Source organism: Enterobacter sp. RHBSTW-00901 (assembly GCF_014103115.1).
In the GTDB taxonomy this organism is placed as follows: Bacteria; Pseudomonadota; Gammaproteobacteria; order Enterobacterales; family Enterobacteriaceae; genus Enterobacter; species Enterobacter cloacae_P.
Map to the genome: position 1 here is coordinate 4,550,762 of NZ_JABXPB010000001.1, position 26,653 is coordinate 4,577,414.

25 protein-coding genes and 1 pseudogene are annotated in these 26,653 nt (G+C 53.1%); 12 read left to right on the forward strand and 14 right to left on the reverse strand.

The features are described 5' to 3' along the window. Positions 1 to 3: 3 nt before the first annotated feature. The 5 genes and pseudogenes from HV318_RS21875 to rmf all read left to right on the forward strand — a co-directional run bounded on the left by HV318_RS21875 (position 4) and on the right by rmf (position 5,807). Positions 4 to 1,911 (forward strand): ABC transporter ATP-binding protein, encoded by a 1,908-nt coding sequence (locus HV318_RS21875; protein WP_182274414.1) that lies wholly within the window; start codon positions 4 to 6, stop codon positions 1,909 to 1,911. Between the two features lie 13 nt (positions 1,912 to 1,924). After that, a pseudogene (gene pqiA, locus HV318_RS21880) lies at positions 1,925 to 3,177 on the forward strand (membrane integrity-associated transporter subunit PqiA). A 4-nt stretch (positions 3,178 to 3,181) separates the two neighbouring features. Next, positions 3,182 to 4,822, forward strand: a complete 1,641-nt coding sequence (gene pqiB, locus HV318_RS21885; protein WP_182274415.1) for an intermembrane transport protein PqiB — start codon at positions 3,182 to 3,184, stop codon at positions 4,820 to 4,822. Next, positions 4,819 to 5,385 (forward strand): membrane integrity-associated transporter subunit PqiC, encoded by a 567-nt coding sequence (pqiC, locus tag HV318_RS21890; protein ID WP_182274416.1) that lies wholly within the window; start codon positions 4,819 to 4,821, stop codon positions 5,383 to 5,385. Before pqiB ends, pqiC begins: the two co-directional genes overlap by 4 nt. Before the next feature lie 254 nt (positions 5,386 to 5,639). After that, a complete protein-coding gene (gene rmf, locus HV318_RS21895; protein ID WP_010429337.1) occupies positions 5,640 to 5,807 on the forward strand; it encodes a ribosome modulation factor in 168 nt (55 codons plus the stop codon). A gap of 71 nt (positions 5,808 to 5,878) precedes the next feature. On the opposite strand, the gene fabA is transcribed toward rmf, so the two are convergent. Next, entirely contained in the window at positions 5,879 to 6,397 is a 519-nt protein-coding gene (gene fabA / locus HV318_RS21900; RefSeq protein WP_182274417.1) for a bifunctional 3-hydroxydecanoyl-ACP dehydratase/trans-2-decenoyl-ACP isomerase, read from the reverse strand. A gap of 68 nt (positions 6,398 to 6,465) precedes the next feature. Beyond that, positions 6,466 to 8,226, reverse strand: a complete 1,761-nt coding sequence (locus HV318_RS21905) for an AAA family ATPase (protein ID WP_182274418.1) — start codon at positions 8,224 to 8,226, stop codon at positions 6,466 to 6,468. Positions 8,227 to 8,411: 185 nt separating this feature from the next. Between HV318_RS21905 and matP the strand changes: the two genes are divergently transcribed. Continuing rightward, positions 8,412 to 8,864, forward strand: a complete 453-nt coding sequence (gene matP / locus HV318_RS21910) for a macrodomain Ter protein MatP (RefSeq protein ID WP_182274419.1) — start codon at positions 8,412 to 8,414, stop codon at positions 8,862 to 8,864. A gap of 64 nt (positions 8,865 to 8,928) precedes the next feature. On the opposite strand, the gene ompA is transcribed toward matP, so the two are convergent. Then, positions 8,929 to 9,984, reverse strand: a complete 1,056-nt coding sequence (ompA, locus tag HV318_RS21915) for a porin OmpA (RefSeq protein WP_182274420.1) — start codon at positions 9,982 to 9,984, stop codon at positions 8,929 to 8,931. A 355-nt stretch (positions 9,985 to 10,339) separates the two neighbouring features. Continuing rightward, the gene (gene sulA, locus HV318_RS21920) at positions 10,340 to 10,849 is read right to left on the reverse strand and encodes an SOS-induced cell division inhibitor SulA (RefSeq protein WP_182274650.1); all 510 of its coding nucleotides are present in this window, start codon (positions 10,847 to 10,849) and stop codon (positions 10,340 to 10,342) included. Positions 10,850 to 11,066: 217 nt separating this feature from the next. Between sulA and HV318_RS21925 the strand changes: the two genes are divergently transcribed. Next, the gene (locus HV318_RS21925; protein ID WP_182274421.1) at positions 11,067 to 11,693 is read left to right on the forward strand and encodes a TfoX/Sxy family DNA transformation protein; all 627 of its coding nucleotides are present in this window, start codon (positions 11,067 to 11,069) and stop codon (positions 11,691 to 11,693) included. Here the strand turns inward: HV318_RS21925 and yccS are convergent. Together yccS and HV318_RS21935 are read right to left on the reverse strand one after the other, a co-directional pair. Then, the gene (gene yccS / locus HV318_RS21930) at positions 11,650 to 13,812 is read right to left on the reverse strand and encodes a YccS family putative transporter (RefSeq protein ID WP_182274422.1); all 2,163 of its coding nucleotides are present in this window, start codon (positions 13,810 to 13,812) and stop codon (positions 11,650 to 11,652) included. The two genes, HV318_RS21925 and yccS, sit on opposite strands and share 44 nt — an antisense overlap. A gap of 19 nt (positions 13,813 to 13,831) precedes the next feature. Next, the gene (locus tag HV318_RS21935) at positions 13,832 to 14,278 is read right to left on the reverse strand and encodes a YccF domain-containing protein (protein WP_182274423.1); all 447 of its coding nucleotides are present in this window, start codon (positions 14,276 to 14,278) and stop codon (positions 13,832 to 13,834) included. Positions 14,279 to 14,401: 123 nt separating this feature from the next. Between HV318_RS21935 and helD the strand changes: the two genes are divergently transcribed. After that, positions 14,402 to 16,456, forward strand: a complete 2,055-nt coding sequence (gene helD / locus HV318_RS21940; RefSeq protein ID WP_182274424.1) for a DNA helicase IV — start codon at positions 14,402 to 14,404, stop codon at positions 16,454 to 16,456. 59 nt (positions 16,457 to 16,515) lie between these two features. Here helD and mgsA read toward each other — a convergent pair whose 3' ends face one another. Then, positions 16,516 to 16,974 (reverse strand): methylglyoxal synthase, encoded by a 459-nt coding sequence (mgsA, locus tag HV318_RS21945; protein ID WP_182274425.1) that lies wholly within the window; start codon positions 16,972 to 16,974, stop codon positions 16,516 to 16,518. A gap of 80 nt (positions 16,975 to 17,054) precedes the next feature. Further along, positions 17,055 to 17,717 carry a curli synthesis inhibitor gene (csgI, locus tag HV318_RS21950; RefSeq protein WP_182274426.1) on the reverse strand — a complete coding sequence of 221 codons (663 nt, stop codon included), beginning with the start codon at positions 17,715 to 17,717 and terminating at the stop codon, positions 17,055 to 17,057. Positions 17,718 to 17,890: 173 nt separating this feature from the next. On the opposite strand from csgI, the gene HV318_RS21955 reads away from it, so the two are divergent. After that, complete coding sequence (locus HV318_RS21955) at positions 17,891 to 18,304, forward strand: CoA-binding protein (protein WP_182274427.1); 414 nt, start codon at positions 17,891 to 17,893, stop codon at positions 18,302 to 18,304. A gap of 37 nt (positions 18,305 to 18,341) precedes the next feature. On the opposite strand, the gene hspQ is transcribed toward HV318_RS21955, so the two are convergent. Beyond that, entirely contained in the window at positions 18,342 to 18,659 is a 318-nt protein-coding gene (gene hspQ, locus HV318_RS21960) for a heat shock protein HspQ (RefSeq protein ID WP_006809336.1), read from the reverse strand. A gap of 60 nt (positions 18,660 to 18,719) precedes the next feature. Next, positions 18,720 to 19,910: a 23S rRNA (cytosine(1962)-C(5))-methyltransferase RlmI gene (rlmI, locus tag HV318_RS21965; RefSeq protein WP_182274428.1), complete on the reverse strand. Its 1,191-nt coding sequence runs from the start codon at positions 19,908 to 19,910 to the stop codon at positions 18,720 to 18,722. Positions 19,911 to 20,084: 174 nt separating this feature from the next. Here rlmI and HV318_RS21970 point away from each other — a divergent pair, with 174 nt between their 5' ends. The 3 genes from HV318_RS21970 to yccX all read left to right on the forward strand — a co-directional run bounded on the left by HV318_RS21970 (position 20,085) and on the right by yccX (position 21,811). Further along, complete coding sequence (locus HV318_RS21970; RefSeq protein WP_182274429.1) at positions 20,085 to 20,642, forward strand: kinase inhibitor; 558 nt, start codon at positions 20,085 to 20,087, stop codon at positions 20,640 to 20,642. Next, entirely contained in the window at positions 20,632 to 21,441 is an 810-nt protein-coding gene (locus tag HV318_RS21975; protein ID WP_411500186.1) for an AraC family transcriptional regulator, read from the forward strand. The genes HV318_RS21970 and HV318_RS21975 overlap by 11 nt, the downstream gene beginning before the upstream one ends. 79 nt (positions 21,442 to 21,520) lie before the next feature. Further along, on the forward strand, positions 21,521 to 21,811 hold the full coding sequence (yccX, locus tag HV318_RS21980; RefSeq protein ID WP_182274431.1) for an acylphosphatase: 291 nt from the start codon (positions 21,521 to 21,523) through the stop codon (positions 21,809 to 21,811). On the opposite strand, the gene tusE is transcribed toward yccX, so the two are convergent. The 4 genes from tusE to HV318_RS22000 all read right to left on the reverse strand — a co-directional run bounded on the left by tusE (position 21,808) and on the right by HV318_RS22000 (position 26,644). Then, positions 21,808 to 22,137 (reverse strand): sulfurtransferase TusE, encoded by a 330-nt coding sequence (gene tusE / locus HV318_RS21985; RefSeq protein ID WP_182274432.1) that lies wholly within the window; start codon positions 22,135 to 22,137, stop codon positions 21,808 to 21,810. The two genes, yccX and tusE, sit on opposite strands and share 4 nt — an antisense overlap. Positions 22,138 to 22,205: 68 nt before the next feature. Continuing rightward, entirely contained in the window at positions 22,206 to 22,757 is a 552-nt protein-coding gene (locus HV318_RS21990) for a LuxR C-terminal-related transcriptional regulator (RefSeq protein ID WP_182274433.1), read from the reverse strand. Positions 22,758 to 22,767: 10 nt separating this feature from the next. Beyond that, positions 22,768 to 23,925 carry a CblD like pilus biogenesis initiator family protein gene (locus HV318_RS21995; protein WP_182274434.1) on the reverse strand — a complete coding sequence of 386 codons (1,158 nt, stop codon included), beginning with the start codon at positions 23,923 to 23,925 and terminating at the stop codon, positions 22,768 to 22,770. Position 23,926: 1 nt separating this feature from the next. Continuing rightward, positions 23,927 to 26,644 (reverse strand): TcfC E-set like domain-containing protein, encoded by a 2,718-nt coding sequence (locus HV318_RS22000; RefSeq protein WP_182274435.1) that lies wholly within the window; start codon positions 26,642 to 26,644, stop codon positions 23,927 to 23,929. Positions 26,645 to 26,653: the final 9 nt, after the last annotated feature.

Sequence of the window (26,653 nt, forward strand, 5' to 3'; positions counted from 1 at the left end):
TAAATGTCTTTAATTAGTATGCACGGTGCATGGCTCTCTTTCAGCGATTCACCGCTTCTTGATAATGCGGAACTGCATATCGAAGATAACGAGCGTGTCTGTCTGGTCGGTCGTAATGGCGCAGGCAAATCCACGCTGATGAAAATTCTTAATCGCGAACAGGGTCTGGATGACGGACGTATTGTTTACGAGCAGGATCTTATTGTTTCCCGCCTGCAACAGGATCCTCCGCGTCATGTGACTGGCAGCGTTTACGATTTCGTGGCCGAAGGTATTTCTGAACAGGCTGAATACCTGAAGCGTTATCACGAGATTTCACATCTGGTGATGACCGATCCAAGCGACAAGAACCTCAACGAACTGGCGAAAGTCCAGGAGATGCTGGATCACCACGGCTTGTGGCAGCTGGAAAACCGCATTAACGAGGTACTGGCACAGCTTGGTCTTGAAGCGGATATGGAGCTGTCGTCGCTGTCAGGCGGCTGGTTGCGTAAAGCGGCGCTGGGGCGTGCGTTGGTCAGCGGGCCGAAAGTGCTGCTGCTGGACGAACCCACGAACCACCTGGATATTGAAGCGATTGACTGGCTGGAAAGCTTCCTGAAAACCTTCAGCGGCACCATCATCTTTATCTCGCACGACCGTTCATTTATTCGCAATATGGCGACGCGCATTGTCGATCTCGATCGCGGCAAGCTGGTCACCTATCCGGGCGATTACGACACCTACCTGCTGGAAAAAGAAGAAAACCTGCGTGTTGAAGAGCTGCAAAATGCGGAGTTTGACCGCAAGCTGGCGCAGGAAGAGGTGTGGATCCGTCAGGGTATCAAAGCCCGCCGTACCCGTAACGAAGGTCGCGTTCGCGCCCTGAAAGCCATGCGTCGTGAACGCAGCGAGCGTCGCGAAGTGATGGGCAGTGCCAAAATGCAGGTCGAAGAGGCATCCCGTTCCGGTAAGATTGTCTTTGAAATGGAAAACGTCAATTATCAGGTTGACGGCAAAGTGCTGGTGAAAGACTTCTCCGCCCAGGTACAGCGTGGGGACAAAATTGCCCTTATCGGTCCGAACGGTTGCGGTAAAACCACGCTTCTGAAGCTGATGCTGGGGCAACTGCAGGCCGACAGTGGCCGAATTCACTGCGGTACGAAGCTTGAAGTGGCCTATTTCGACCAGCACCGTGCAGAACTGGATCCGGACAGAACGGTGATGGATAACCTGGCCGAAGGTAAGCAAGAGGTCATGGTTAACGGTAAGCCGCGCCACGTGCTGGGTTACCTGCAGGATTTCCTGTTCCACCCTAAACGCGCGATGACACCTGTGCGTGCGCTGTCCGGCGGTGAGCGAAATCGTCTTCTGTTGGCGCGTCTGTTCCTGAAGCCAAGCAACCTGTTGATCCTCGATGAACCGACGAACGACCTGGATGTCGAAACGCTGGAATTACTGGAAGAACTGATTGACGGCTATCAGGGAACCGTGATGCTGGTTAGCCACGATCGTCAGTTTGTTGATAACACCGTGACCGAATGCTGGATCTTCGAAGGTGAAGGCCGAATTGGACAGTATGTAGGCGGTTATCACGATGCAAAAGGGCAGCAGTCGCAATCTCTGGCGCAAAAACAGGCAAAATCCAGAAATGTACCTGAACCTGCTGTCGCAAAAGCAGAAACTGTTAAAAAATCTCCTGCTAAAATGAGCTATAACCTGCAGCGCGAACTGGAAGGGTTGCCACAACGCCTTGAAGAGCTGGAAGCCTCCGTTGAAGCGTTGCAAACCCAGGTCGCAGATGCGTCATTCTTTACGCAGCCACACGACTATACTCAGAAAGTATTGGCTGAACTCTCCCAGGCCGAGCAGGCGCTGGAAGAAGCATTTGAGCGCTGGGAGTACCTTGAGTCTCTGAAAAACGGCGCATAACCAGGGATAAAATATGTGTGACCAGCACCACGCCGACAGGCATATATTATGCTCGCAATGCGATATGCTCGTGGCGTTGCCAGAGCTTGGTCACGGACATAAAGCACTGTGTCCACGCTGCGGCGCAACGTTGACAACCGAGTGGGACGCGCCACGGCAGCGTCCCACTGCTTATGCTCTGGCAGCATTGTTTATGCTGTTGCTCTCCAATCTCTTCCCCTTCATTTATATGAAGGTGGGAGGGATCACCAGCCAGGTGGATTTACTCGAAATCCCGGGCGTGATGTTCTCAGAAGATTACGCAGTCTTGGCACCTTTTTCCTGCTCTTCGTACAGATTGTCCCGGCGTTTTGTCTGGTGGTGATCCTGCTTCTGGTCAACCGTGTCCGGATGCCATCTTCCCTTAAGATTAAACTTGCACGGATCCTGTTCCAGTTAAAAAGCTGGGGGATGGCCGAGATTTTTCTGGCCGGTATTCTGGTCAGCTTCGTGAAGCTGATGGCTTACGGTGACGTTGGGATTGGCAGTAGCTTTATTCCCTGGTGCCTGTACTGCGTACTGCAGTTACGCGCTTTCCAGTGCGTTGACCGGCGCTGGGCGTGGGACGATATTGCACCAGCTCCCACGCTGGCGCAGACGGTGAAAGTGGGTGTGCCAGGTATCCGTCAGGGGCTTCGTTCTTGCCCGTGCTGCACCGCTGTGCTGCCGGCAGATCTGGACGTGTGTCCGCGCTGCGAAACGAAAGGTCATGTGCGCCGTAAAAATAGCCTGCAGTGGACAATGGCGCTGCTGGTGACGTCCATTATGCTTTATCTGCCCGCCAATATTTTGCCGATTATGATAACTGATTTGCTCGGCGACAAAATGCCCTCGACGATCCTGGCCGGGGTGATATTGCTGTGGGGGGAAGGGTCTTATCCTGTCGCCGGCGTTATCTTCATCGCCAGTATTATGGTGCCAACCTTGAAAATGATCGCGATTGCGTGGCTCTGCTGGGATGCAAAAGGGCACGGAAAACGCGACAGCGAACGAATGCACCTGATCTATGAAGTGGTCGAGTTTGTCGGACGCTGGTCAATGATTGACGTGTTTGTTATTGCCGTTCTCTCTGCACTGGTGCGGATGGGCGGATTGATGAGTATTTATCCGGCGATGGGGGCATCAATGTTTGCACTGGTCGTGATTATGACCATGTTTGCGGCCATGACCTTCGACCCTCGTTTATCGTGGGATCGTGAGCCTGAATCAAGCCATGAGGAAGAGTAAGAGCATGGAAAATAAGAGTGGAGAGGCGAAAGTGCAGAAGGTCAAGAACTGGTCACCGGTGTGGATTTTCCCCATCGTGACTGCGCTGATCGGTGCATGGATCCTGTTTTATCATTACAGCCATCAGGGACCGGAAGTGACGCTTATTACCACCAATGCTGAGGGGATTGAGGGCGGTAAAACGACCATCAAGAGCCGTAGTGTGGATGTGGGTGTCGTTGAAAGCGCAATCCTGACCGACGATTTAACGCATGTTGAAATCAAGGCGCGGTTGAATGCGGGTATGGAAAAACTCCTGCACAGTGATTCGGTTTTCTGGGTGGTTAAGCCGCAGGTCGGGCGAGAAGGGATCAGCGGCTTAGGTACGCTGTTGTCTGGTGCCTATATTGAACTGCAGCCGGGCTCTAAAGGGAATGCGCCGGGGAAATACCAGCTTCTTGATTCTCCACCACTTGCACCGCCTGATGCGAAAGGTATCCGCGTGATCCTCGACAGCAAAAAAGCGGGCCAGTTAACGGCGGGTGATCCGGTGCTGTTCCGCGGTTATCGCGTCGGTTCGGTTGAGAAAAGTACCTTTGACCCGCAGAAAAGAGCTATCAGCTATCAGCTGTTCATCAACGCACCCAACGATCGGCTGGTCACCAGCAATGTTCGTTTCTGGAAAGACAGCGGTATCGCAGTGGATCTCACCTCCGCTGGCATGCGTGTTGAAATGGGGTCGCTGACAACGCTGTTTGGTGGTGGGGTGAGTTTTGACGTACCCGAAGGCCTGGAGCTGGGGCAGCCGGTTGCTGAGAATACGGCCTTCCGACTCTTTGACGATCAAAAAAGCATTCAGGATGCGCTATACACCGATCACGTTGATTTCCTGATGTTCTTCAAAGATTCCGTACGTGGTCTGCAACCTGGTGCACCGGTTGAGTTCCGCGGAATTCGTCTGGGTACGGTGGGACAAGTCCCCTTCTTCGTACCGGGACTTCAGCAGATGCTGGATGATGATTACCGCATTCCGGTTCTGATTCGCATTGAGCCTGAGCGTCTGGTTAATCAGATTGGTGAAAATCAGGATATTGGTACGCATATCTCCCAACTGATGGAACGTGGTCTGCGCGGGTCGCTGAAGACTGGCAACCTGGTGACCGGTGCGCTGTATGTGGATATGGACTTCTATCCTAAAGCACCTGCGATGACGGGTATCCGCGAATTTGGTGGTTACAAGATCATTCCAACGGTCAGCAGCGGTCTGGCGCAGATACAGCAGCGTCTGATGGAAACACTGGATAAGATTAACAATCTGCCATTGAATCCGATGATTGAAGCGGCAACAAACTCACTGAGCGAAAGTCAGGCGACGATGCGCCGTCTGCAAACCACGCTGGATAACATCAACAAGATCACTGCAAGCCAGTCCATGCAGCAGCTGCCGCAGGATATGCAGAAAACGCTGCGTGAACTTAACCGCAGTATGCAGGGCTTCCAGCCGGGTTCGGCGGCATACAACAAGATGGTGGCAGATATGCAACGTCTTGATCAGGTCTTGCGTGAACTGCAGCCCGTTCTGAAAACGCTTAACGAGAAGAGCAACGCACTGGTGTTTGAAGCGAAAGATAAAAAGGATCCTGAGCCGAAGAGGGCAAAAGAATGAATAAGTGGCTATTGATTGTTGGCGCTCTGCTTTTGACGGCGTGCAGTTCGGGTGTAGAGAACAAGAGCTACTATCAGTTGCCTCTTGCTACGCAGAACGGGGGGCAAAGCACGGCCAGCCAGGGAAACCGTCTGCTGTGGGTTGAACAGGTTGCGGTACCGGATTATCTGGCGGGTAACGGTGTGGTCTACCAGACCAGCGATGTACAGTATGTCATTGCCTCAAATAACCTGTGGGCAAGCCCGCTGGATCAACAGCTACGTAATACGCTGGTGGCGAATCTGGGTAGCCAGCTGCCTGGCTGGGTGGTTGCTTCACAGCCGCTCGGTACTGACCAGGATACGCTGAATGTGACCGTGACCGGCTTCCACGGTCGCTATGACGGCAACGTTGTGGTCAGCGGTGAGTGGCTGCTGAACCATCAGGGACAGCTGATTAAACGTCCTTTCCATCTTGAAATGAAGCAGCAAAAAGATGGTTACGATGAAATGGTCAAGGTTCTGGCACAGGGCTGGGCGCAAGAGTCGACCAGCATTGCCCGAGAAATTTCCCGGCTTCCATAAGTAAAATTCATCGACAAAAGCCGCTGTCAGGGTTTCTCTGATTGCGGCTTTTTTTTCGTTTTGCCTTCAGATTGTTACTTGTGCCATGTCACATTTTTTGTACAAATGATCTTCCGTATAGCTCACAAATATGACACCAGTATGAATTTTCAACATTGACGCTGGGGCGGATTCAGGGTATTCGTTATCTGTGGTTGCACACTTTGCAATCACTGTTTTCTTTCCACCAGACAAAAGAATGAGGGAAACGAGGCATGAAGAGACAGAAACGAGATCGCCTGGAAAGGGCTCATCAACGTGGTTATCAGGCTGGCATCGCCGGACGTTCTAAAGAAATGTGTCCCTATCAGACTTTGAATCAAAGGTCTCAATGGTTAGGGGGCTGGCGAGAAGCCATCGGAGACAGGGCAGTACTTGCTTGATAGCGTCTCTTTAAAAAAAGAAACCTCCGCAGTGCGGAGGTTTCGCCTTTCTGAAGCGGCTAACGCGCTAATCAGAAAGCAGAGGTGTCCTGGAACAGACCCACTTTCAGGTCGTTCGCAGTGTAAATCAGACGACCGTCTACCAGCACTTCACCATCCGCCAGGCCCATAATCAGACGACGGTTAACAACGCGCTTGAAGTGGATACGGTAGGTGACTTTCTTCGCAGAAGGCAGAACCTGACCCGTGAATTTCACTTCGCCTACGCCCAGTGCGCGGCCTTTGCCTTCACCACCGAGCCAGCCCAGGTAGAAACCAACCAGCTGCCACATGGCATCGAGGCCCAGACAGCCAGGCATTACCGGATCGCCAATAAAGTGGCAACCGAAGAACCACAGGTCCGGGTTGATATCGAGTTCTGCTTCTACGTAACCCTTATCGAAGTTGCCGCCGGTTTCGGTCATTTTCACGACACGATCCATCATCAGCATGTTCGGGGCCGGTAACTGTGGGCCTTTCGCGCCAAACAGTTCACCGCGACCAGAGGCAAGAAGGTCTTCTTTTGTATAGAATTCGCGTTTATCTACCATGTTCTCAGTAAGCCTTATTTTAGTGAAGGACGCAGGATAGCTAACACGTGTACGCTGAACAAGTCCGATCAGTTCGGACTAAACCAACTCAACCAGCGTAACGGCCACGGATAACGGTGACGAGCATCCTGCTGTGTTGCCTGCGCAATGCGCTCCTGGATAGTCTGCATCAGGGTAGTTTGCCCTTCGCCATCCCATACCAGGTTTGTCAGTAAGGGTAGTGCATCCTCAATACCTTCAATGGCCCAGAGGGTGAATTGTTCCTGTTCTACCGCATCCAGAAGCGCCTGGCTGAGGCTTAAATGGCGCGCGTTAGGGGCCGGAATAATGACACCTTGCTTACCGTTTAGTCCGCGCTGCTGGCAAATAGAGAAGAAACCTTCAATTTTCTCGTTCAGGCCACCAACAGGCTGAGCACGGCCAAACTGATCGACTGAGCCGGTAATCGCGATGTTCTGGTTGATCGGCACTTCCGCCAGAGCGCTGATTAAGGCGCACAGCTCTGCCATAGAGGCGCTATCACCGTCAACCTCACTGTAAGACTGTTCAAACGTCAGCGAGGCGGAGAAGGGGATTTGCTGCTCAAGCTGAAGCTCTGACATCAGGAACGCCTGCATAATCATCATGCCTTTGGCGTGAATGTTTCCACCCAGCTCGGCTTTACGCTCGATGTCAGTGAACTCACCGTCACCGATATGCACAACGCAGCTGATACGGGAAGGTTCACCGAACGCGCGCGGGTGTCCCGGAAACTCAATCACCGACAGGGCGTTGATCTGCCCGATGCGTTCGCCTTCGGTCTCTACCAGAATTTGCTCCAGCAGAATTTCATCCTGCATGCGGTCAGCAAGATAACCTTCGCGCCACTCGCGCTGGGCAAGCATCTGAGTGAGCTGTTCCCCGGTGAATGACCCTTCACCACTAATAACACCCACTTCACGTAGCTGTTTGCCGATCCAGAGTGGGCAGAGTGGCAGTGTCTCCTGGTCACCGGTATAGCGAACCGCTTCACGGATTAAACCCGGCCAGGCATCAGCTGCAGGGGTTGGCAATGCAAAACGTTCTGCAACGGCCATTACCCACTGGCACCACTGCGCCATATCATCAGCGTCAGCTATCTGGATGTTGTCTTCATACTCGCTGTAAACCGCCTGCTCAGCCAGTTCTGGCTCCATCTCCTGGAAATCAGCCAGAGACTCGCGATCGCCCGTCAGCACGACGGTAAGCGACAGCGGCATGGACGGAATGGAAACCGGCAGAGGACGAGACTCATCATAGCCAACCCAGTCAAAACGCTGCTGGTTAACGATGGTTTTCAGACGCATCCACAATAACGGCTGGGAAAGCAGGGTGCGCAGGGAAATGATTAATACGCCACCATTTGCGCGGTGTACCAGCCCCGGTTGCAGCGATAACTCACCGTTAAACTGGCGAAGGCAACCAAAAAGTTGCTCAGCTTCGACCCAGTTGGCGGTAACCACTTCACCCTCAACAGCAAAACGGCCATCGGCCTGTTTTGCCGGTTCGAAAGCGATATCATGCCCCGAGATGTGATATTGGCCGCCAAAGGCAGAGTGTGTTTCCGGCCGCAACTGACGCATGGCATCCCCCAGAAGCGTCAAATACTCCGCTTCTTCCGGGGCTTTGAGCAGCATGAAGGGAGACGTTGCCCACGGGCTTAACACCTGCTCCAGCGCATAATGCAAACGCGGTTGCGTATCGCTAAGTATGAATTCGTGCTCTTTTGCGAGATCTGGCTGTGCAAACAGTTCCTGATAACTCTCGGTATCCGGAACAAGGTCACGCCATGCAAGTTTCGTAATGGTCAAAGTTGATGTTTTTTAGTCAGATGTAAAACCGTGGAGTATACCGTAGCGGTTGGAACTACCCAAGCAGGATTGGCTTTTTCGAAAGGTGGATCCGCGGCATTCATTCACAGGATATGATTTCTTTTCAGCAGATTGCTAAAAAACTGATATTCTGAACAGAGTTACGTGGTAACACTGAGATCGCAATGAAATATCAACAACTGGAAAATCTCGAAAGCGGCTGGAAATGGAAGTACCTGGTCAAAAAGCACCGTGAAGGGGAGCTGATCACCTGCTACATCGAAGCCAGCGCAGCGCAAGACGCCGTGGATATTTTGCTGACCCTCGAAAATGAACCGGTACAGGTGAACGGCTGGATAGCGAAACACATCAATCCGGCACTGTTAAACCGGATGAAGCAAACTATCCGTGCGCGTCGAAAACGGCATTTCAATGCTGAGCACCAGCACACCCGCAAAAAATCAATCGACCTGGAATTCATTGTCTGGCAGCGCCTGGCGGGGCTTGCACAAAGGCGTGGAAAAACATTGTCGGAAACGGTAGTACAGCTAATTGAAGATGCAGAGCATAAAGAGAAGTATGCCAGCCAAATGTCGACGCTGAAGAGTGATCTTCAGGCTCTGCTCGGCAAAAAGTAACTTTTTGCGTTTCTTCTGGCAATAAAAAACCCCGCATTGCGGGGTTTTTTTATAAGACGATAACTTATGCCGCTGGCTGAGCTACAACGTCTTTGATGCCTTTAACTTCGATCTCTACGCGACGATCTGGAGCCAGGCAGTCGATCAGTGCAGCGCGAGCTTTCACGTTGTCACAGGTGTTGCCAGTAACTGGGTGAGATTCGCCCATACCACGTGGGGAGATCTTGTTAGCTGGGATACCTTTAGAGATCAGGTAATCAACAACAGACTGAGCACGTTTCTCAGACAGTTTCTGGTTGTAAGCGTCAGAACCGATACGGTCGGTGAAGCCCAGAACCACTACAGAACCGTCTTTAGGATCCAGGTTGCTCAGCTGGGAGTACAGCTGATTCAGTGCCTGCTGACCTTCTGGTTTCAGGGTCGCTTTGTTGAAGTTGAACAGAACGTCAGACTTCAGAGTGAAGTGCTTGGTCTGTACTTCTGGAGCTGGAGCCGGCGCTGGAGCAACAACTGGTGCTGCTTCTTCCTGCTGGCCGAAACGGTAGGAAACACCTACGCTCAGCATGCCGTTGTCAGGACGAACACCAACGGTGTTAGCGTCGCCGATGTTGTTAACCCACTGGTATTCCAGACGGGTAGCGATGTCACGGGTAACAGCCCACTCAACACCACCAGCGAATACTGGGGAAACACCCGTGTCGTGATCGCTGCCGATCTGGTTGTTGCTGGAGTCAGCGCGCCATACCATGCCGCCCAGACGGGTGTACACGTCCAGATCGTCAGTTACTGGGTAACCCAGTTTAGCGGTCAGCTGTACGCCCTGTGCTTTGAAAGCGCCGTTTACGGTGTCGCCTTTGTATGGCATACGACCTAACCAGTCGTAACCCATTTCAAAACCAACATACGGGTTAACCTGATAGCCACCGAACGCACCTGCACCAAGCTGGCTCTCGTGAGTCGGGCCATCGTTGTTCAGTTTGCTGTTGTACCAGCCAGTATCATGGAACTGAGACCAGCCCAGTTTACCACCTGCATACCAGGTATTATCTTTCGGAGCGGCCTGCGCTACGGTAGCGAAGCCAGCCAGTGCCACTGCAATCGCGATAGCTGTCTTTTTCATTTTTTGCGCCTCGTTATCATCCAAAATTCGCCATGTAAATCTCATTCGAGAAATCACGGTTAAATCCTTCACCGGGGGGCGTGGTCAAATATAAATCTACCGATATCTTCGGTTTAGGCCGAGCACCCCTGGCGATGTAAAGTCTACAACGTCGCTGAAAACTTACAAGTGTGAAGTCCGTCAGGCATATGAAAAAAAAAGTTCCGTGTAGTCATTATTTAACATTTTTTGAACGGATATTGTGCAATAAAATTAAGGAGAACCGCACCAGACAAGCCTTTCCGCAGATTTAGCTTCTGGAACTAAATCCTCATTCGGGTGTCGAAAAAAATTCCAGGAAAACTCTTAAATTTACTCAATGATACAAATTTGAGTGAATTTTTAGCCCGGAAAGTTGTCCTCTGCGGTGAGAATCTGGTCGAACCGGACGCATGATAAACCCGATCGCATTCCCTTCTTCTGCCGCTTCAGTCAGTCGGAAATGTTCCTCTTCCGTCAATTCGTCTGATAACCACCCAATCACGACGCTGTAATTCCCGGTGCGTAATGCACGGATCATCGACTCAACCGTATCACAAGGGGAGAGTTGATTAATTTGCATGACCTTCGCCAACGGCAGGCCAGCGGACTGAACCCATTCCCGGCTCAGTTTTTGTTGCGGCGTCAGCCAGAGCTGCCAGCGTGATTGCTGGCCAAGTTGTTGTAATAACGGCAGTAACAACAGTTGAGTCAACAAAGGCTGGTCTTCACGATAAACCACTTCACTGATAAGCCCTGTCGAAACGCGCCCGACGGAATTCTGCGCGACATTGCCTGCGGTAGAAGAAAGAGATGTTGAGCGATTTGCGTAGCCTGAAGTGTACATATTCATTCCAGCCCTGTATTTACTGTATGAATATACAGTAACCCCTGTATGCATAAAGATCAACCTCATTTTCGGAAAGCGACTCGCAAAATTCATTCATTCTTGGCGTGTCCGGAAAAATCATCTTGCTCAACGGCGATAAGTTGCCTATTTTTCTGCTAACGGATCCGCTAGTAAGAAATTTCGTTGTTATTTTATGATTTTTAAGGGAAATATCATGAAAAAGATATCTTATGATCGGATTTATAGATCGCAGGAATACCTCTCCCCATTAGGTGAAATTCATCATCGTGCACTTTTCGGTGGGTATACCCTTGCCGTGGATGATGCCGTCTTCGCGATGGTTTCAGAGGGTGAGCTTTACCTTCGGGCCTGTGAACAAAGTGCTAAGTACTGTGTAAAACACACCTCTTCTTTTTTGACGTTAATGAAACGGGGGCGTCCGGTGCTTCTCAACTATTATCGTGTCGATGACGGACTCTGGCAGGACAGAGAACGGCTGCTTCAGCTTTCCTCTTTTGCACTCGATGCGGCAAGAAAAGAGCGCTCCCAGCGTCACCAGCGCCACCGTCTTAAGGATCTGCCAAACCTGACGTTCCAGCTTGAAGTTCTGCTCTTCGAAGCCGGTATTACAAATGAGGAAACGCTACGAGCGTTGGGAGCCAGAGCCAGCTGGCTGAAGATCCGGATGAAAAACAAAGATCTGAGTGTGAAAGTCCTGTTTGCGCTTGAAGGGGCGATCACCGGTATGCATGAGGCGGCGCTCCCGGCGGTCATTCGCCGGGAGCTGACGGAGTGGTTTAATGCGTTGCCTGAGCCACAGGAGAATCACTCCTCCAGGTAGCGATTTGCTGTTGCAGTCGGCAAATTTCAGGCAGCAGGGCAATAAGCAGGCCAATCTGCTGAAGAACCAGCGGTGCTTTGCTGTCGCTACCCGGGTCAAGATGCGCAATGCGTTGAGACAGTTCATCCAGCGCCTGTTGAACCCGTGGTTCATCGGCAGGTAGATGATGAAGTGCATCATCTACGTAGCAGACGGCATCATCCAGCAGGGCGAGAATACCCGGGTTTGTCAGTTTCTCGCGGTGAGCGCCCAGCGTAGAAATGTAGCTGGTAAAAGTATGGTTCAGGCAGAGCATGCGGAATGCCGTTTCGCGAATTTCTGCCGTGGCGTGAGGTTCCGTTGACATGTTAGAGACCACCGAGGCGAGTTCAGCATCGCTGTTATGCGCATCGCGGCGGGCGATACGGTAAGCCAGTCGGTTATCGCGCCCCTGGTGGTATTGCTCAAGGATGGCATCGAGGTAGCGGCAGTTTGCATTCATCGCCCTGTCTGACACGCGCGGTAAATTACGAAAACGCCAGTCAGGCCAAATAAAGCTGACCGCCGCCCAGGCGATAGCACAGCCAATCAGCGTATCGAGCACGCGGGGCAGGGCAACTTCAAACCCTTCACCCAACAGGTTAAAGCACAGTAATACCAGCAGCGTGATGAACATGGTGGCATGGGCGTACTGCACATTACGAAAGGCGAAGAACAGCACACCGGTGATCACTATCAGGATAAGCTGCCCCTCAACGGAAGGCACGAACCACAGCACCGGCAGCCCGATAGCGACGCCCACCAGCGTACCAATAATACGCAGCGCAAGACGGTGTCGGGTGGCATTATAGTTTGGCTGGCAAACAAACAGACTGGTGAGCAGGATCCAGTAACCGTGCTGTAACCCGGTTATCTGGATAAACGCATACCCCACGCACAGCACCAGCGACATCCTCACCGCATGGCGAAAGAGTGCTGATTCCGGCGTAAAGTTGCGGCTCAGCCGTAACCACATGTCACTAAAGCTGTGAACGCTGTCATCAGCAAGCTGATTTTCCGCATCATTACCCGCCAGGGCCATCGCCTGCTCGGACTCAATGGTTGCCAGCTGGGCATCAATTGCCCGTAGGTTATTGAGTAGAAAACCCAGTGCTTTGATATGTTCTGGCGAGGTTCCGCTGGCCTGTACGCGATCGATTGCTGCATCAAGATGGTTAAACGCACGTTCAAAACGGGGGTCATGCTGATAGGGGGTACGCAGCAAAATGGAGCGCGCCAGCTGTTGGCAGGCCTGAGACTGCATGGACAGTAAGCGCTGGAAGCGGAACATCACGTCACTGTAGCGGAACTTCTCGCGCAGGGCGGCATACTGAACGTGTGAGGAACTGGCACGTTCATGAATATCCTGGGCGGCAAAGTAGTAGTGTAGCGTTCTTCGTGTGCCGCGCTGGCCGCGATCGCCGCGCAGGCGGGTAAGCAATGAGGCTTTGGTCTGGTTTAAGGTGGCAACCAGTTGGCCGTTTGCCAGCGCCAGATCGTAAAGCGGTGCCTGGCTTTCCTCTTCAATATCCGGGTCAAACAGCCTGGATTTTAGTTCGAGGTAGTGGGCCAACTGCTCATAGCTGCGGGCGAGATTATCCTGCAGAGCTCGAACCGGAAAGATGAGATGCCCGGTTAATGTCAGCAGGTTATACCAGATAGCACCCAGCAACAGCAGAATAGGTTGCTGGTACCACTGCTCGTAAAGTGAAACACCCAGCATCGTGTAAATGGCAATCAGCAAGGCACCAAACGCGATAGTGGCATAGCGCTGCCCAAGACCGCCAAGCAAAATAAACCCACTGGTTGAAAGCGTAAGGCCTAAGGCAAACAGCCAGGGCCACGGAAACAGCAGTTCAACGGAGGCGGAGGCAATGAAGAAACAAACAAGGGTGATAACCAGGTTACGCAGACGCCCGGCCAGCCGGTCGTCAAGGTCTGCCAGCGCTCCCGCCACGACCCCCAGTGTGAGTGGGATGGTGAGCTTTACGTCATTCAGCCACCACGGCAGCGCAACGGTGCCACAGAGCGCGATAAAAATCCTGACGTTGTAAAGCCAGGTGCTGTTCCAGGTGTAACGGCGAAGCAGTGGGCTTAGCATGAGCGCGGCCAGTCCTTATTTACTGAAAACGACGACGCGCATTCGCTTCACGCGCTGCTTGTGCCACTTCTACCGGAACGACTCTGCGCCCGACGGGCCACAGGGCAATGGCGGCGATCTTAAAGTTCGCGATCCCCACCGGAATACCAATAATTGTCACGCACTGTGCAATACCCGCAAAAATATGCATCAGGCATAACCACCAGCCGAAGAAAACCAGCCACAAAACGTTCAGCACGGTGCCGCCCGTGTTCATCAGCGCGTTTTTCCCCTCCGGGTTCAGTTCGTCTACGTGGACAGCCTCATTCCCATAAGGAATAAATGAGAGTTTGGTGATTTCCCAGCAGGAGCGGGTCAGCGGGAGTGTAAAAATAAATACGATGCTTACCAGCGTGGCAAAAAGCCAGGAAAGGGTGGTGGCAAAACCGCCCAGCACAAAATTCAAAACATTCAGAACGGTACGCATAAACCCTCAGTTCCTTTCGATATGATTAACGCCCACTGATTGTAACGTTTTTTTAGGCTGGAGCACCTTAAAACTGGCAGTTAAACTGTCAGGTAAATTATCTCTTCGTGGATTTAGCTGGACATGGAACTGAAAGCAACTTCATTAGGCAAACGCCTGGCGCAACACCCATATGACAAGGTGGTCCTCCTGAATGCGGGAGTGAAAGTCTCCGGTGAACGCCACGAATATCTCATTCCGTTTAACCAGCTTCTGGCGATCCATTGCAAACGCGGGCTGGTGTGGGGGGAGCTGGAGTTTGTTTTGCCTGCCGATAAAGTCGTGCGCCTCCACGGCACCGAGTGGGCAGAAACCCAGCGCTTCCACCATCATCTGAATACGCTCTGGCAGCAGTGGAGCCATGACATGAGCGTTATTGCAGCCCAGGTGCTGCAACAGGTACTGGACGACATTGCACAGAGTAACGAGCAACAAAAGTGGCTGACCCGCCAGCAAACTGCCGGATTGCAGCAAAAGATCAGGCAGGCGCTCACGGCGCTGCCGTTACCCGTGACGCGTCTCAATGAGTTTGAGAATTGCCGTGACGCCTGGCAACAGTGTCAGGCCTGGCTGAGCGATATTGATAAAAGCCGGCTGGCGCATAACCAGGCGTGGACTAACGCCATGCTCAGCCAGTATGCCGATTTCTTCAGCACCATCGAATCGTCACCGCTCAATCCCGCGCAGGCGCGTGCCGTGGTGAATGGCGAACAATCGTTGTTGGTACTGGCAGGAGCCGGGAGCGGCAAAACGTCGGTGCTGGTGGCACGTGCGGGTTGGCTTTTGACAACCGGTGAAGCCGTTGCCGATCAGATTTTACTCCTGGCATTTGGCCGCAAGGCGGCGCAGGAGATGGACGAACGTATTCAGGAACGTCTGCACACGCAGGATATCACCGCCAGAACGTTCCATGCCCTTGCGCTGCATATTATCCAGCAGGGCAGCAAAAAAGTACCGTCCATCAGCAAACTGGAAAATGACGCCCAGGCGCGCCAGGCGTTATTTATTAAAACGTGGCGGCAGCAGTGCAGTGAAAAAAAGGCGCAGGCAAAGGGGTGGCGTCAGTGGCTGGAGGAGGAACTGCTCTGGGATGTCCCGGAGGGCAGCTTCTGGCAGGATGAAAAACTGGCACGCCGACTGGGCTCGCGCCTCGAACGCTGGGTGAGCCTGATGCGTATGCACGGCGGCTCTCAGGCGGAGATGATTGAAAGCGCACCGGAGGCGATCCGCGCCGTGTTTTCAAAGCGCGTCAAATTAATGGCACCGTTGCTGAAAGCCTGGAAAACGGCGTTAAAAGACGAAAATGCCGTCGATTTCTCTGGTTTGATTCACCAGGCCATTATTATTCTGGAAAAAGGGCGCTTTGTGAGTCCGTGGAAACATATCCTTGTGGATGAATTCCAGGACATCTCTCCGCAACGTGCCGCACTACTGGCGGCGTTACGGGCGCAAAATAAGCATACGTCGCTGTTTGCCGTGGGCGATGACTGGCAGGCTATCTATCGCTTCAGCGGCGCACAGCTCTCACTTACGACGGCATTCCACCACTATTTTGGTGAAGGCGATCGCAGCGATCTGGACACGACCTACCGTTTCAATTCCCGAATTGGTGAAATTGCCAACCGCTTTATTCAGCAAAACCCCCACCAGTTGGCCAAGCCGCTTAATAGCCTCACGCCAGGGGATAAAAAAGCAGTCACCCTGCTGGCAGACGACCAGCTGGAGTCGCTTCTGGACAAACTCAGCGGCTATGCAAAGCCTGATGAACGTATTCTGGTACTGGCGCGTTATCACCATCTTAAACCGGCCGCGCTGGAAAAAGCCGCCACCCGCTGGCCGAAGCTGAAGCTCGATTTTATGACCATCCACGCCAGCAAAGGACAGCAGGCCGATTATGTGATTGTGGCAGGGCTAAAAGAGGGCAGCGACGGTTTTCCGGCCCCGGCCCGCGAATCGGTAATGGAGCAGGCGTTACTGCCAGCACCGGAAGATTTCCCGGATGCGGAGGAGCGCCGTCTTCTGTATGTAGCGCTAACCCGCGCACGTCATCGCGTGTGGCTGCTGTTCAGTAAAGATGAGCCATCAACGTTTGTTGATATTCTGAAGAGTATTGATGTGCCGCTGGCGAGGAAGCCGTAAGGCAAAAGGGCGGGTTTTTGTAGGCCGGGCAAGGCGAAACCGTCACCCGGCAATACCGTTTACTTCAATCTTTCAGCCAGATAGCGCGGATAATCCGGGATCAGGATCTCAACCGGTGAGTTGAACTGCGGCGACTCAATGATGAAATCTGCCGTGGACAGGTTTGTCGCCACCGGAATATTCCACACCGTGGCAAGACGCAGCAGCGCCTTTACATCCGGGTCGTGCGGAACCGCATTCAGCGGATCCCAGAAGAAAATCAGAACATCAATTTTTCCTTCCGAAATCTGTGCGCCAACTTGTTGATCGCCACCCATTGGGCCGCTCAGCATGGCATTGACTTCCAGACCCGTTTCGCGGTGAATCAGGTTACCGGTGGTGCCCGTTGCCGAAAGGACGTGCTTTTCCAGCAATGGCTGATGGCGGCGAACCCAGTTGAGCAGCATTTGTTTACAGTGATCGTGCGCAACCAGGGCAATGTGTTTGCGTTCCGGGAGCGTGCGTGTTGTCAGTTCCATAATCTCGTCCGTCGGGTTAACTGGCTACACGATGACGGGAACCGCCTTTTGCTGCAAGAGGGAGGAGAAAAAAATGTGGCTTACGACGAAGGCTGTTGCTTCGCCCATTGTAAAAAGCGGGCCCGCGTATCGGGGTCGGCCTGCTGGAACCAGAATTTTAAACGTTGCTCCGTAAGCGTCTGGGACTGAGGAGGAATAACATCCAGCTCCGATACCCCGGATAACAATGTACTGTCGTCTGCCATCATGGTTGCAAACTGGGGAAGAGAAGCGCGTTTACCAGCTTTGTTATAAATTTCCGTATCGGCTTCGTAATTTGTGTCCTTCGGTGATTTCGTTAACGCCAGAATATCCAGCTTGACCGGGATCGGCATCGAATCCCCATCCAGCAACTCAATGCGCGGTGAGGAATCAAAGGCCGCAGACTCTTTTTCGGTTTCAAGGCGCGGCAGGTTAAAATTAACCTGGCTGATTCGCTGGGTGTTAAAGCTGACAATCAGCGGTGGGGAGATGTACGTACTCTGTTCATGATTAGTAAGGCGGATCGTTTTTTCTACCCGAAATACCACCTGATGTGGCCCGTTATCAAGTTCGATGCTGTCTGCACCGCGCAGTAATGAACTGGAAACTTTTTTACCGTCCAGCACCAGCAGATCAATGTCGGTAGAAAGCCGCAGCGTGGTTGCAAAGACGCAAACCGGCATTACTAACGCAATCACAGCAGAGGCAATACCGATTTTCATAGGGTGCTCCTGTTGAAATTACTTTCATCGTAATAATGTATCTAAATTTTTCGATAATCATGTTTACTAACATATAGACATATTCCACCGTTTTGCCCTCATACATCTGTGTGGGATGGATGGTTGAGATGTCCGGTTTGACGTACACTTTGAAAAAAGCCAGGAGAAAGACCATGAAAGAGAACGATATTGCCGGGATTTTGACGTCTACGCGCACAATTGCGCTGGTGGGGGCGAGTGATAAACCCGATCGTCCAAGCTATCGGGTGATGAAATACCTTCTCGATCAGGGCTACCATGTTATCCCTGTTTCGCCGAAAGTTGCCGGTAAAACGCTACTGGGCCAGCCGGGATATGCCACGCTAAATGACATACCGGAAAAAGTGGATATGGTGGATGTTTTCCGTAATTCCGAGGCTGCATGGGGCGTTGCCCAGGAGGCCATTGCCATTGGTGCAAAAACGCTGTGGATGCAACTGGGTGTCATTAACGAGCAGGCCGCGGTGCTGGCGCGTGAGGCTGGGCTGGCGGTGGTGATGGACCGATGCCCGGCGATTGAGATCCCCCGACTGGGGCTGGCAAAATAACAATAAAAAAAGCCCGTTACCGGGCTTTTTTATACGCTTAGTTCCGCAGGCGAGGAGCCTGTAGCTGTTTACGGATAGTCTGAGCAAGTTCGTCCATCGTGGGTTGTTCCGGATGCTCATCCTGCAGTTCACCGCTCAGCTGCGCTTCGGCAAGATAGGTATGGACGGGTTGTCCATCATCGCCTTCCATGACCACATGGTACCAGGGCGCGGCGCGAAGCTCTGCGTCAACCGCCAGCTCATCCGCTGACGGTTCATCAAGGGAATACTCCGGGTCGATATCCACGACCACACCCAAATATCCAAGCAAGGTGTGGCGGACCTGTTGGCCGATACCGAATTTGCTGGCAATCATAGTCACCTCCCGGGAAACATTACTTACACACCATGTGTGGGCAATATTTCTCTTTTCAAGTTACATGACGCGACAGGCAAACCCTTTCAGATACAGCCCTTCCGGGTAGGTAGCGATCACCGGATGATCGGCGGCCTGACGGAACTGCTCTATAAATTGTACATCACGACCAGCATCTATTGCGGCATCGGCGATGATTTTCTGAAATAAATCTGTGGTCATCAGGCCAGAGCAGGAGAAGGTGAGCAACACGCCGCCCGGGTTCAGCAGCTGGATAGCCAGCATGTTGATGTCTTTATATCCACGGCACGCGCCCATCAGCTGGCTTTTGTTTTCCACAAATTTTGGTGGATCCATAACGATAACGTCGAATTTCTCTCCCTGATCGCGGTATTTGCGCAGCAGTTTGAAAACGTCATCGCGAATAAATTCAGCTTTGCTGAGATCCAGCTTGTTCAGCTCAACGTTCTGTTTCGCCACATCCAGTGCTTCCTGCGACGTATCCACGCTGACCACCTGACGGCAACCGCCCATCAGGGCCGATACCGCAAAACCGCCAGTGTAGGAGAAGCAGTTCAGCACGCGTTTGTCGGCAACGTACTGGCGGGTCGCCAGGCGGCTGTCACGCTGATCGAGGTAATAGCCCGTTTTATGGCCACCCTGAATATCGACCAACAGCTTCATGCCGTGTTCTTCGATAGGCAGCAGGGCTGGCGGCACTTCGCCCGTCACTGGGCCCTGAGTCAGCTCCATTCCCTCTTTTTTACGCACGGCCACGTCACTGCGGTCGTAAATAGCGCATTCCGGGAACAGCGATTGCAGGGCGCTAATCAGCGCGGCACGCTGGTATTCTGCACCTGCGCTCAGGAGTTGCAGCACCAGGAAGTTGCCAAAGCGGTCAATGGTCACGCCAGGCAAGCCGTCGGACTCACCGGCAATCAGGCGATAGCTGTCCAGACCGTCACGTTTTGCCAGCCATTCACGCCACTGCTGAGCTTGCTGCAGGCGGCGGACAAAGAAGTCGATGTCAATGGTTTCATCTTTATCGAACGTCCAGACGCGAGCGCGGATCTGGGACGCAGGTGAGTATGCGCCACGCGCTAACCATTTCCCCTGATGGTCAACGATATCGATGGTTTCACCGAGGCTGGCTTTGCCTTCCATACGGGCAACCGCGCCGGAGAAGACCCAGGGATGGCGGCGCAGTAATGACTTCTCACGCCCTTTGGCTAACACTAAACGTACACTCATAATTTGCTATTCTGTCGATTCCAATGAAATGGCGCGTAGATTAGCACAGAAGGTAAGACGCAATCATCTGCGGATACCTGTGAGCGTTTCGGCACAAAATAAAATCGCTTAGGCACACTACAAAATCGCAACGGGCTTTACATTGTTGCTTCCCGCTCACCAAAGGAAACACAAATGAAAAAGCGCGTTGCAATAGCAGTAAGTGCCCTGACCATTATGAGTGTTAATGTTTCAGCCGCATCATCTTTCAGCATCAGTAGCCGGGATATTCCCGGCGGCCATCAATTAACGCAACATCAGGTTTTTGAGGGATTTGGCTGTCATGGAGGCAACGAATCTCCGCAACTTGAATGGAAAAATCCGCCATCAGGTACGAAAAGTTTTGCTATTACGGTATTTGATCCGGATGCGCCCACCGGAAGCGGTTGGTGGCACTGGACAGTGGTCAATATTCCGGTGCAAACGCTGAATCTTCCTGCGGGGGCAGGGAACCAGAATAACGAGAAATTACCTGCCGGGGCTGTGCAGGGACGGAATGATTTCGGTTATTCTGGATTTGGGGGGGCATGTCCACCTGAAGGAGACAAACCTCACCGTTACCAGTTTACCGTCTGGGCCCTGGATGCGGATAAACTCCCTGTCGATAAAAATGCCAGTGGTGCATTGGTCGGCTTTATGCTTAACAGCCACGCCCTGGAAAAAGCACAATTAACCGCAACATATGGAAGATAAAGGTGGCACGGTGCAGGACTTTCATTTTCAACACAAACATTTGACCGCTGGTGAGGTGAGTGCCAGAAAAATGCATCGTCTGCATCATGTAAAACTATTTTATCCGGCTATCTGCCATATTACGCATGGAAGCAAGGTCATTATTCAGGACGAGAGCCGCAACGTTGCAACGTCCGATGAATTAATCATTATTCCGGCAAATACGCCAATGGAGATTATTAATCAGCCTGCGCAGGGATTATTTCATTCAGACCTGTTGATGTTGTCACCCGAGATCATCGCGGAATTTAAAACGCGTCATCTGAAATCCTGGCCGCGTACAACGCTAAACTCTTTATGTGCGCCGCTGAGCGAAGGGTTGGCCTTTATGTGGGATACCTTGCTGCACGCTGTGCGCCATGATTTACCGGAAGAGTTGCAAAAACATCAGGCTTTCGGCCTCTTGCTGGCGTTAATGCATGATGGCGTCGCAGGACCGCTTCTCATTGAGCGAAATGTTAACCTGACAGAGCAGGTGCGGCAGTTCATCATGCTGTCTCCCGGCAGGTCATGGACCGCACAGGATGTCGCCAGCCGCCTGGCATTAAGCGTGCCGACGTTACGCAGGCGATTACGCGAGGAATCGCAAAGTTTTCGGCAAATCGTGGAGGAGGTTCGGATGTCCGTAGCACTGTCGCAGTTGCAGTCTACCCGATTGCCCATCGGTGAAATCGCAATACAATGCGGGTATCTTTCCAGCTCCCGTTTTACTGCTCGTTTCCGACAGCATTACGGCTGTTTACCCAAAACGCTGCGTTAATAATGTCCGCACGTGGCTTGTGAGAGAGTAACGGTTGAGTACTAAGCTTACTTAAGCTATCAGATTTGAGGTACTTATAATGGAAAAAGATCCTTGTCATTGTGTCAGATGTTGGGTTCACGGCAACGTTCAGGGCGTCGGTTTCCGCTACAGCACGCAGCGTGAGGCGGTTCAGCTTGGGCTCACGGGGTACGCTCGTAATATGGATGACGGCAGCGTGGAGGTGGTCGCCTGTGGTGAAGCGGAGCAGCTTGAGAAGCTGGTGGCGTGGCTGAAAGCGGGCGGGCCGCGTAGCGCACGGGTTGATAAGGTGTTAACCGAACCGTATCAACCCGGCAGGGAATACGTCAACTTTGGTATTCGCTATTAAATGCATTTCACCGGTTTTGGCAGGCCGGCGATTTTGGTCGCCTGTTTTGCCGGGCCTTTTGGGAACAAACGATACAGGTAGCGGCTGTTGCCTTTCTCTTCACCAAATTTGTTCGCCATCGCCTTGACCAGCATGCGGATAGCCGGAGAGGTGTTGAATTCAAGATAGAATTCACGAACGAAACGCACCACTTCCCAGTGTTCAGGGGAAAGGGTAATGCCTTCGTTTTCCGCAATTTTCTCCGCCAGCGGTTCGCTCCACTGGCTGCTCTCTTTCAGATAACCGTCGTTATCCGTCTCAATTTCCTGACCTGCAAAAATGAACATAATCTTCTGTCGTGTGAAAATAATCGGCAGCAGTGTAGCAAAAAAGCGCCGTGAGCATAAACCGCGACCTACAGGAGCAGCTGCAGCAGGTTGTTGGCATTGAGTTTCTTCAGGGCATTGCATTTATGCGTTGAAACCTGTTTTTCGGACATGTGCGTCACGATGGCAATATGGCGCACGGTCAGCCCGGTGAGCATTAAATCAAGCACGTTGAATTCGATACCGGTCAGGCAGCAGTCAAGGCTGCGGACGCGGCGAGGTTCTTTTGCCAGCAAATATGCTGCATCCGCAACGGAGATCCGGTCATCAATGATGTAAATCACTAACGTGCTGAAGCGTTTGCGCAGATGCGTGGCTAGCGCCCAGCCTTTTTCGTTACAGACCAGATAAAGACTGCCTTGCCAGCGAACAGCTTCCAGCCGGAGCAAAATATTAATCAACGCCTGATGTGTTCCCGCAACGGAAAAACGACAGCGAATAACCAGAACACGTCTGTTTAGCAGTCCAGGCTGCCATTGCACGGAGTCGCTTTGCACCTGTCGTGGAACGCCCCGGCGCAGCAGCGCATAGCGCAGTCCTTCGGCATAAAATCGGTTGTTGTCGAGAATGGCGTAACTCACGGTGACCTCATTATAACGTACTGGGTGTATAGATAACGCGCAGCGTGCCGGTGTAGTCGCCCGCATTTTTGCTGCTGGCGGCAAATGAAGGCGTTTTCAATATGATAGGCGCGGGGATGCAAAGCACGCTTTCGCGACCGCCGGGCAGCACAGCCTGACGCAGATACTGCGGATCGTTCGTGCCTTGCCACACCAGCGTTTTGCCGTTTGCAATGGTTTCTGTTGCGCCGGTGATCGGATTGGTCACAAGAACCTGATAATCAAGACGATCGCGCGGATCGGTCTGGCTTCCCCCCCGGCGTCGGATTGAAAATGCCCCTTCGGTTCGCCCTGTTGCAGTGAGCCCATCGTCCTCAAACCGCAGGTATGCGCGGGTGCTGGCGCTGTTATTGCCGTCATACAGACACATGTCCACTGTGCTTTCACCCTGGATCTCACTCCCGCCGGGCCGCCCCGGAAAGTTGGTCAGGTTGAGGTTAACAATGGGCGTCGAGTGCGGAAATGCAGGCAGATAAATCTGCTGATTGCCCGGATCGACCACCTCGATACGCACTGTCGCCTGCCAGCTGGCGAGGGTTAGATAGCCTGGACATCCGACATCCACGTCATTAAAGTTCCCGCCGCAGTTGCCACCTCCCCACTGACGCAGGTTCTGCTTCAGCGTGGCAGTCCAGATGCCAGGCAGGGTGAGCTTATCCAGTTCGCTTCTCACGATGTAATAATCAAAGTAGGGCTCCCTGTTCCATGCGGCGATATCGCCCGTTCCCCCCGTGACAAAGCTGGCAAAGGTAAAGACTTTACTGTTGATAAACATGTAGTGTTCGCCGTACACCTTGATATCCACTGTTTTTTTGGTGAGCGCATGCGTAAATCGCAGCGTAATGGGATAAGGGGCGGCCGGGTTCGCCGAGAACCATACCGGGGCGCTCATACAGGCACCGTTTGTGGGGTCGGTGCGGGATAAGCAGGTCAGGGTATTGCGGCCCCATTTTTGCGGATCGGCGGTGTCGTAGCCGCTCGGCTCATGTACCCAGATGTCAAAACGTGCAGGCGGCGACGAGCGATCGTAGCTTATCTCTGCGCTGGTGTTTCTTCCTGCAGGGGCACCCGCCAGCGTCTGGCCGGTCCACAGGCTTAAGAACAGTAAAATAAAGAGGCACTTATTCACATCATTTCCCTTTGGTAAAGTTCTCTGCGTTCATTGCGGTTGGGCCAGTCGGCACCGAACGTCCGGCGAGCATCAGCTGCGCCTGTTGCTGGACGGCATCCGGCAGGGCAGAGAAGGTTAATTCCCGACAGGGGATGGATCCGACATAACGCACCACGTCGCGCATACTTTTCACGTTCAGCTCGCACTGATAAAACTGCTGCTGACGCACCAGGTAAAGGTTATGCAGCAGAGCATCGCTGTGGGCGCTAAACCCACCGTTGCCGAGATCGCTCCAGCCGTTCACATTCAGCGGCACGCCGCCTATAAACGGAGAATGACGCTCGTCGGTGAGTTGGCCGAGCCAGGTGTAGCTCGCGGTCGTTTGAACGTCCCGACGGAGTATTTTGCCCGGCACCATAAAGAGTGTTCGGCTGCCTGACCCCTGGGTGATTTCACTGCTGACGCCCTGGGAGACATTCAGCGATTCGTTAATTGTCAGCGTGGTCTGCTGATATCCCGGCACCGCGAAGAGGGCGCGGCTGTTTGCCGGAATATCCGCGCTACCGCTGTTATCCAGCGACACGGCGACGCGAGGATCCTGTGAATCTTCGGGCGTGGCGACCCGCACGGCGATGGCAGACGCAGGGCGTCCGTCGCTCCAGCGGCCAAGCCACAGGCCTGAACGCGACAGGGCGAGGGTGGAGTTGTAATTACCGCTGCTGCTCAGCGTATGTCGTTGATCCTGACGATCCCAGGCGTCGCTCATCGTCAGGCTCCCGTTGCCGTATCGTCCACCCTGGCGCGTATAGGCTGAGGTGTTGAGCGAATCTCCGTTAATGCCCGAGGCGCTCAGACCATACTCATTCTCGCCGCGTGCGTCGGTATACCAGTTATGCGCCACGTTATAGCTCAGCTGATTTTTTTCCCGCTGCTGGTGCTGCCAGGTTGCGCCCAGAGAGGTATAGCTTGAGGCATCGCCCTGACGGTTATGCGCCAGCGAAACACTCACGCTCAGGTAGCCGCCTGTATCCTTGCCTTCGCGGGAGTCATCCTGGCGCATGAACAGGTTAATGCTGCTGTTGATGTTCAGGCTGCGGGCGCTAAACGCATTGCTCAGACCAGCCTGCCAGGCCCGCGTGCGGGAGCGGGCCATATAGACAGACTCCCACGGCAAACCGGCGTCGTGGCGATCGTCATTATCCGGCAGCTCCCGGCGTGAAACGTGACGTCCTTCATTGCGGTTATCCGAATACCCAAGGCTGGCATACCAGGCACCGACAGGGGCGGAGAGCATCACCGAGAGGCTGCGATAACAGCCGTTTACCGCGTCGAATCCTGTGCTGCGGGTATTACAATTGTCCGCCGATAACGCATTGCGATAGACGCTCAGTGAAAATCCGTCGTTGTAGCTGATTTGCTGAATATTGCCGCGCTGACCTTCGCTGCCGTAGAGGCCGCTAAACCGGGTGCTCAATACACCGTCAATGGGGCCGGTATTGAAGCCACGGCTCCAGTCCAGGGCGTTTTCAATAAAGCGCTGCTTTTTCATCATTGTTGCGCCACTGGTCAGTGCCAGCGTCGGTGTGACGGGCAGGCGTACACCCGCCTGTGCAACTGCGCGGCGTTGTTCGTGTGAGTCGTTATTGTCCGTTTCTCCCGCTTGCATGAACCACTCGACGCGGTCAAATGGCGTAATACCCGTTCGGGTAAACGGAACCTGTTCGGTGCGCGTCAGCCGGTTATTTTCATAGACTGACAGCGTCACGGTATAACTCCCGTCCGGGAACGAGCGGGTATCCAGGTTTTGCGCCCCGGCATTGAGATAAAAACTGGCCAGCAGCTCATTGCCCCGGCGTGCGTCGATGCGGGCATCATGAGAAAGCAGAACGGTGATCGGCGTTCCCTTCGACTGCTGAACCGGATTGATCCATGCTCTCGTTGAGCCCGTGCGCAGGCCGCGAATTTTCCCCAGTGGAAGCTGGCTGAGCGTGATATTTCCCCCGGCATTGCTGAACAGGTCACGGGTATCCATCGCGCCGAACTGCACATAATATTGACGCAGTAAATCCTGACGGAACCAGGCGTTATTGACGGTCATTTCCTGCTGTTGCTCGTGGCGTGAACGTTGACCCAGCCAGGTCCAGTCCAGATTCAGGTAGCCATCCTGGGTAACGGCCAGTGCGCCATTGCCCTGAACCGTTGCCGACTGGTAATCCCGGTCGGCGACAAAATTGATATTTTGCTGATGAATCAACGCATTTTCTGTACCCTGCGTGGGCTGATACCACTGGTTTTCCGCTGTCGGTTTAGGCAGGAATTTCTTGTCCAAAAACAGGCTGATACGGGCATTGTTTTCGTCATAAATAATGGCCGCGTGTTGAGTGTCAATATAATCGCATCCCGTTGCTGAGCTGTTGCTGCTGCAGGCCAGGTTGCCGTTACGGGCAAGCGGAACGGCCAGTGCGGCAGAGACAGTGGCAATCAGGGAAGGGTTGTCATTAAACTGGCGCTTGATGGCCGCGACTACGGTTTCTGGCGCGATGAAGCTCACCGTTTCAAGATTGATATCCGTTTCAAAAAGGCCAAGCGACTCGCCGTATAGGTTGACTTCTGTCCAAAGGCGCTGTGTTTTCGCGAGGTCTTCAAACCCTGCCGGAACGGCCATCTCAGCGCAGGCGAGTTGGATAGATGCAGGTAACAAAGCAACTAAGAGGAGAGTATTTCTGTGAAACGCCATGAACAAGCC

Bases quoted from the DNA above. Each gene is read 5' to 3' on its own strand.
- HV318_RS21875 (WP_182274414.1), top strand. From the start codon at position 4: ATGTCTTTAATTAGTATGCACGGTGCATGGCTCTCTTTCAGCGATTCA.
- HV318_RS21955 (WP_182274427.1), top strand. From the start codon at position 17,891: ATGAAAGAGAACGATATTGCCGGGATTTTGACGTCTACGCGCACAATT.
- matP (WP_182274419.1), top strand. From the start codon at position 8,412: ATGAAATATCAACAACTGGAAAATCTCGAAAGCGGCTGGAAATGGAAG.
- yccS (WP_182274422.1), bottom strand. From the start codon at position 13,812: ATGCTAAGCCCACTGCTTCGCCGTTACACCTGGAACAGCACCTGGCTT.
- tusE (WP_182274432.1), bottom strand. From the start codon at position 22,137: ATGTTCATTTTTGCAGGTCAGGAAATTGAGACGGATAACGACGGTTAT.
- helD (WP_182274424.1), top strand. From the start codon at position 14,402: ATGGAACTGAAAGCAACTTCATTAGGCAAACGCCTGGCGCAACACCCA.
- sulA (WP_182274650.1), bottom strand. From the start codon at position 10,849: ATGTACACTTCAGGCTACGCAAATCGCTCAACATCTCTTTCTTCTACC.
- HV318_RS21935 (WP_182274423.1), bottom strand. From the start codon at position 14,278: ATGCGTACCGTTCTGAATGTTTTGAATTTTGTGCTGGGCGGTTTTGCC.
- ompA (WP_182274420.1), bottom strand. From the start codon at position 9,984: ATGAAAAAGACAGCTATCGCGATTGCAGTGGCACTGGCTGGCTTCGCT.
- rlmI (WP_182274428.1), bottom strand. From the start codon at position 19,910: ATGAGTGTACGTTTAGTGTTAGCCAAAGGGCGTGAGAAGTCATTACTG.
- yccX (WP_182274431.1), top strand. From the start codon at position 21,521: ATGGAAAAAGATCCTTGTCATTGTGTCAGATGTTGGGTTCACGGCAAC.
- HV318_RS22000 (WP_182274435.1), bottom strand. From the start codon at position 26,644: ATGGCGTTTCACAGAAATACTCTCCTCTTAGTTGCTTTGTTACCTGCA.
- HV318_RS21925 (WP_182274421.1), top strand. From the start codon at position 11,067: ATGAAAAAGATATCTTATGATCGGATTTATAGATCGCAGGAATACCTC.
- pqiB (WP_182274415.1), top strand. From the start codon at position 3,182: ATGGAAAATAAGAGTGGAGAGGCGAAAGTGCAGAAGGTCAAGAACTGG.
- pqiC (WP_182274416.1), top strand. From the start codon at position 4,819: ATGAATAAGTGGCTATTGATTGTTGGCGCTCTGCTTTTGACGGCGTGC.
- fabA (WP_182274417.1), bottom strand. From the start codon at position 6,397: ATGGTAGATAAACGCGAATTCTATACAAAAGAAGACCTTCTTGCCTCT.
- mgsA (WP_182274425.1), bottom strand. From the start codon at position 16,974: ATGGAACTGACAACACGCACGCTCCCGGAACGCAAACACATTGCCCTG.
- HV318_RS21975 (WP_411500186.1), top strand. From the start codon at position 20,632: ATGGAAGATAAAGGTGGCACGGTGCAGGACTTTCATTTTCAACACAAA.
- HV318_RS21970 (WP_182274429.1), top strand. From the start codon at position 20,085: ATGAAAAAGCGCGTTGCAATAGCAGTAAGTGCCCTGACCATTATGAGT.
- hspQ (WP_006809336.1), bottom strand. From the start codon at position 18,659: ATGATTGCCAGCAAATTCGGTATCGGCCAACAGGTCCGCCACACCTTG.
- csgI (WP_182274426.1), bottom strand. From the start codon at position 17,717: ATGAAAATCGGTATTGCCTCTGCTGTGATTGCGTTAGTAATGCCGGTT.
- rmf (WP_010429337.1), top strand. From the start codon at position 5,640: ATGAAGAGACAGAAACGAGATCGCCTGGAAAGGGCTCATCAACGTGGT.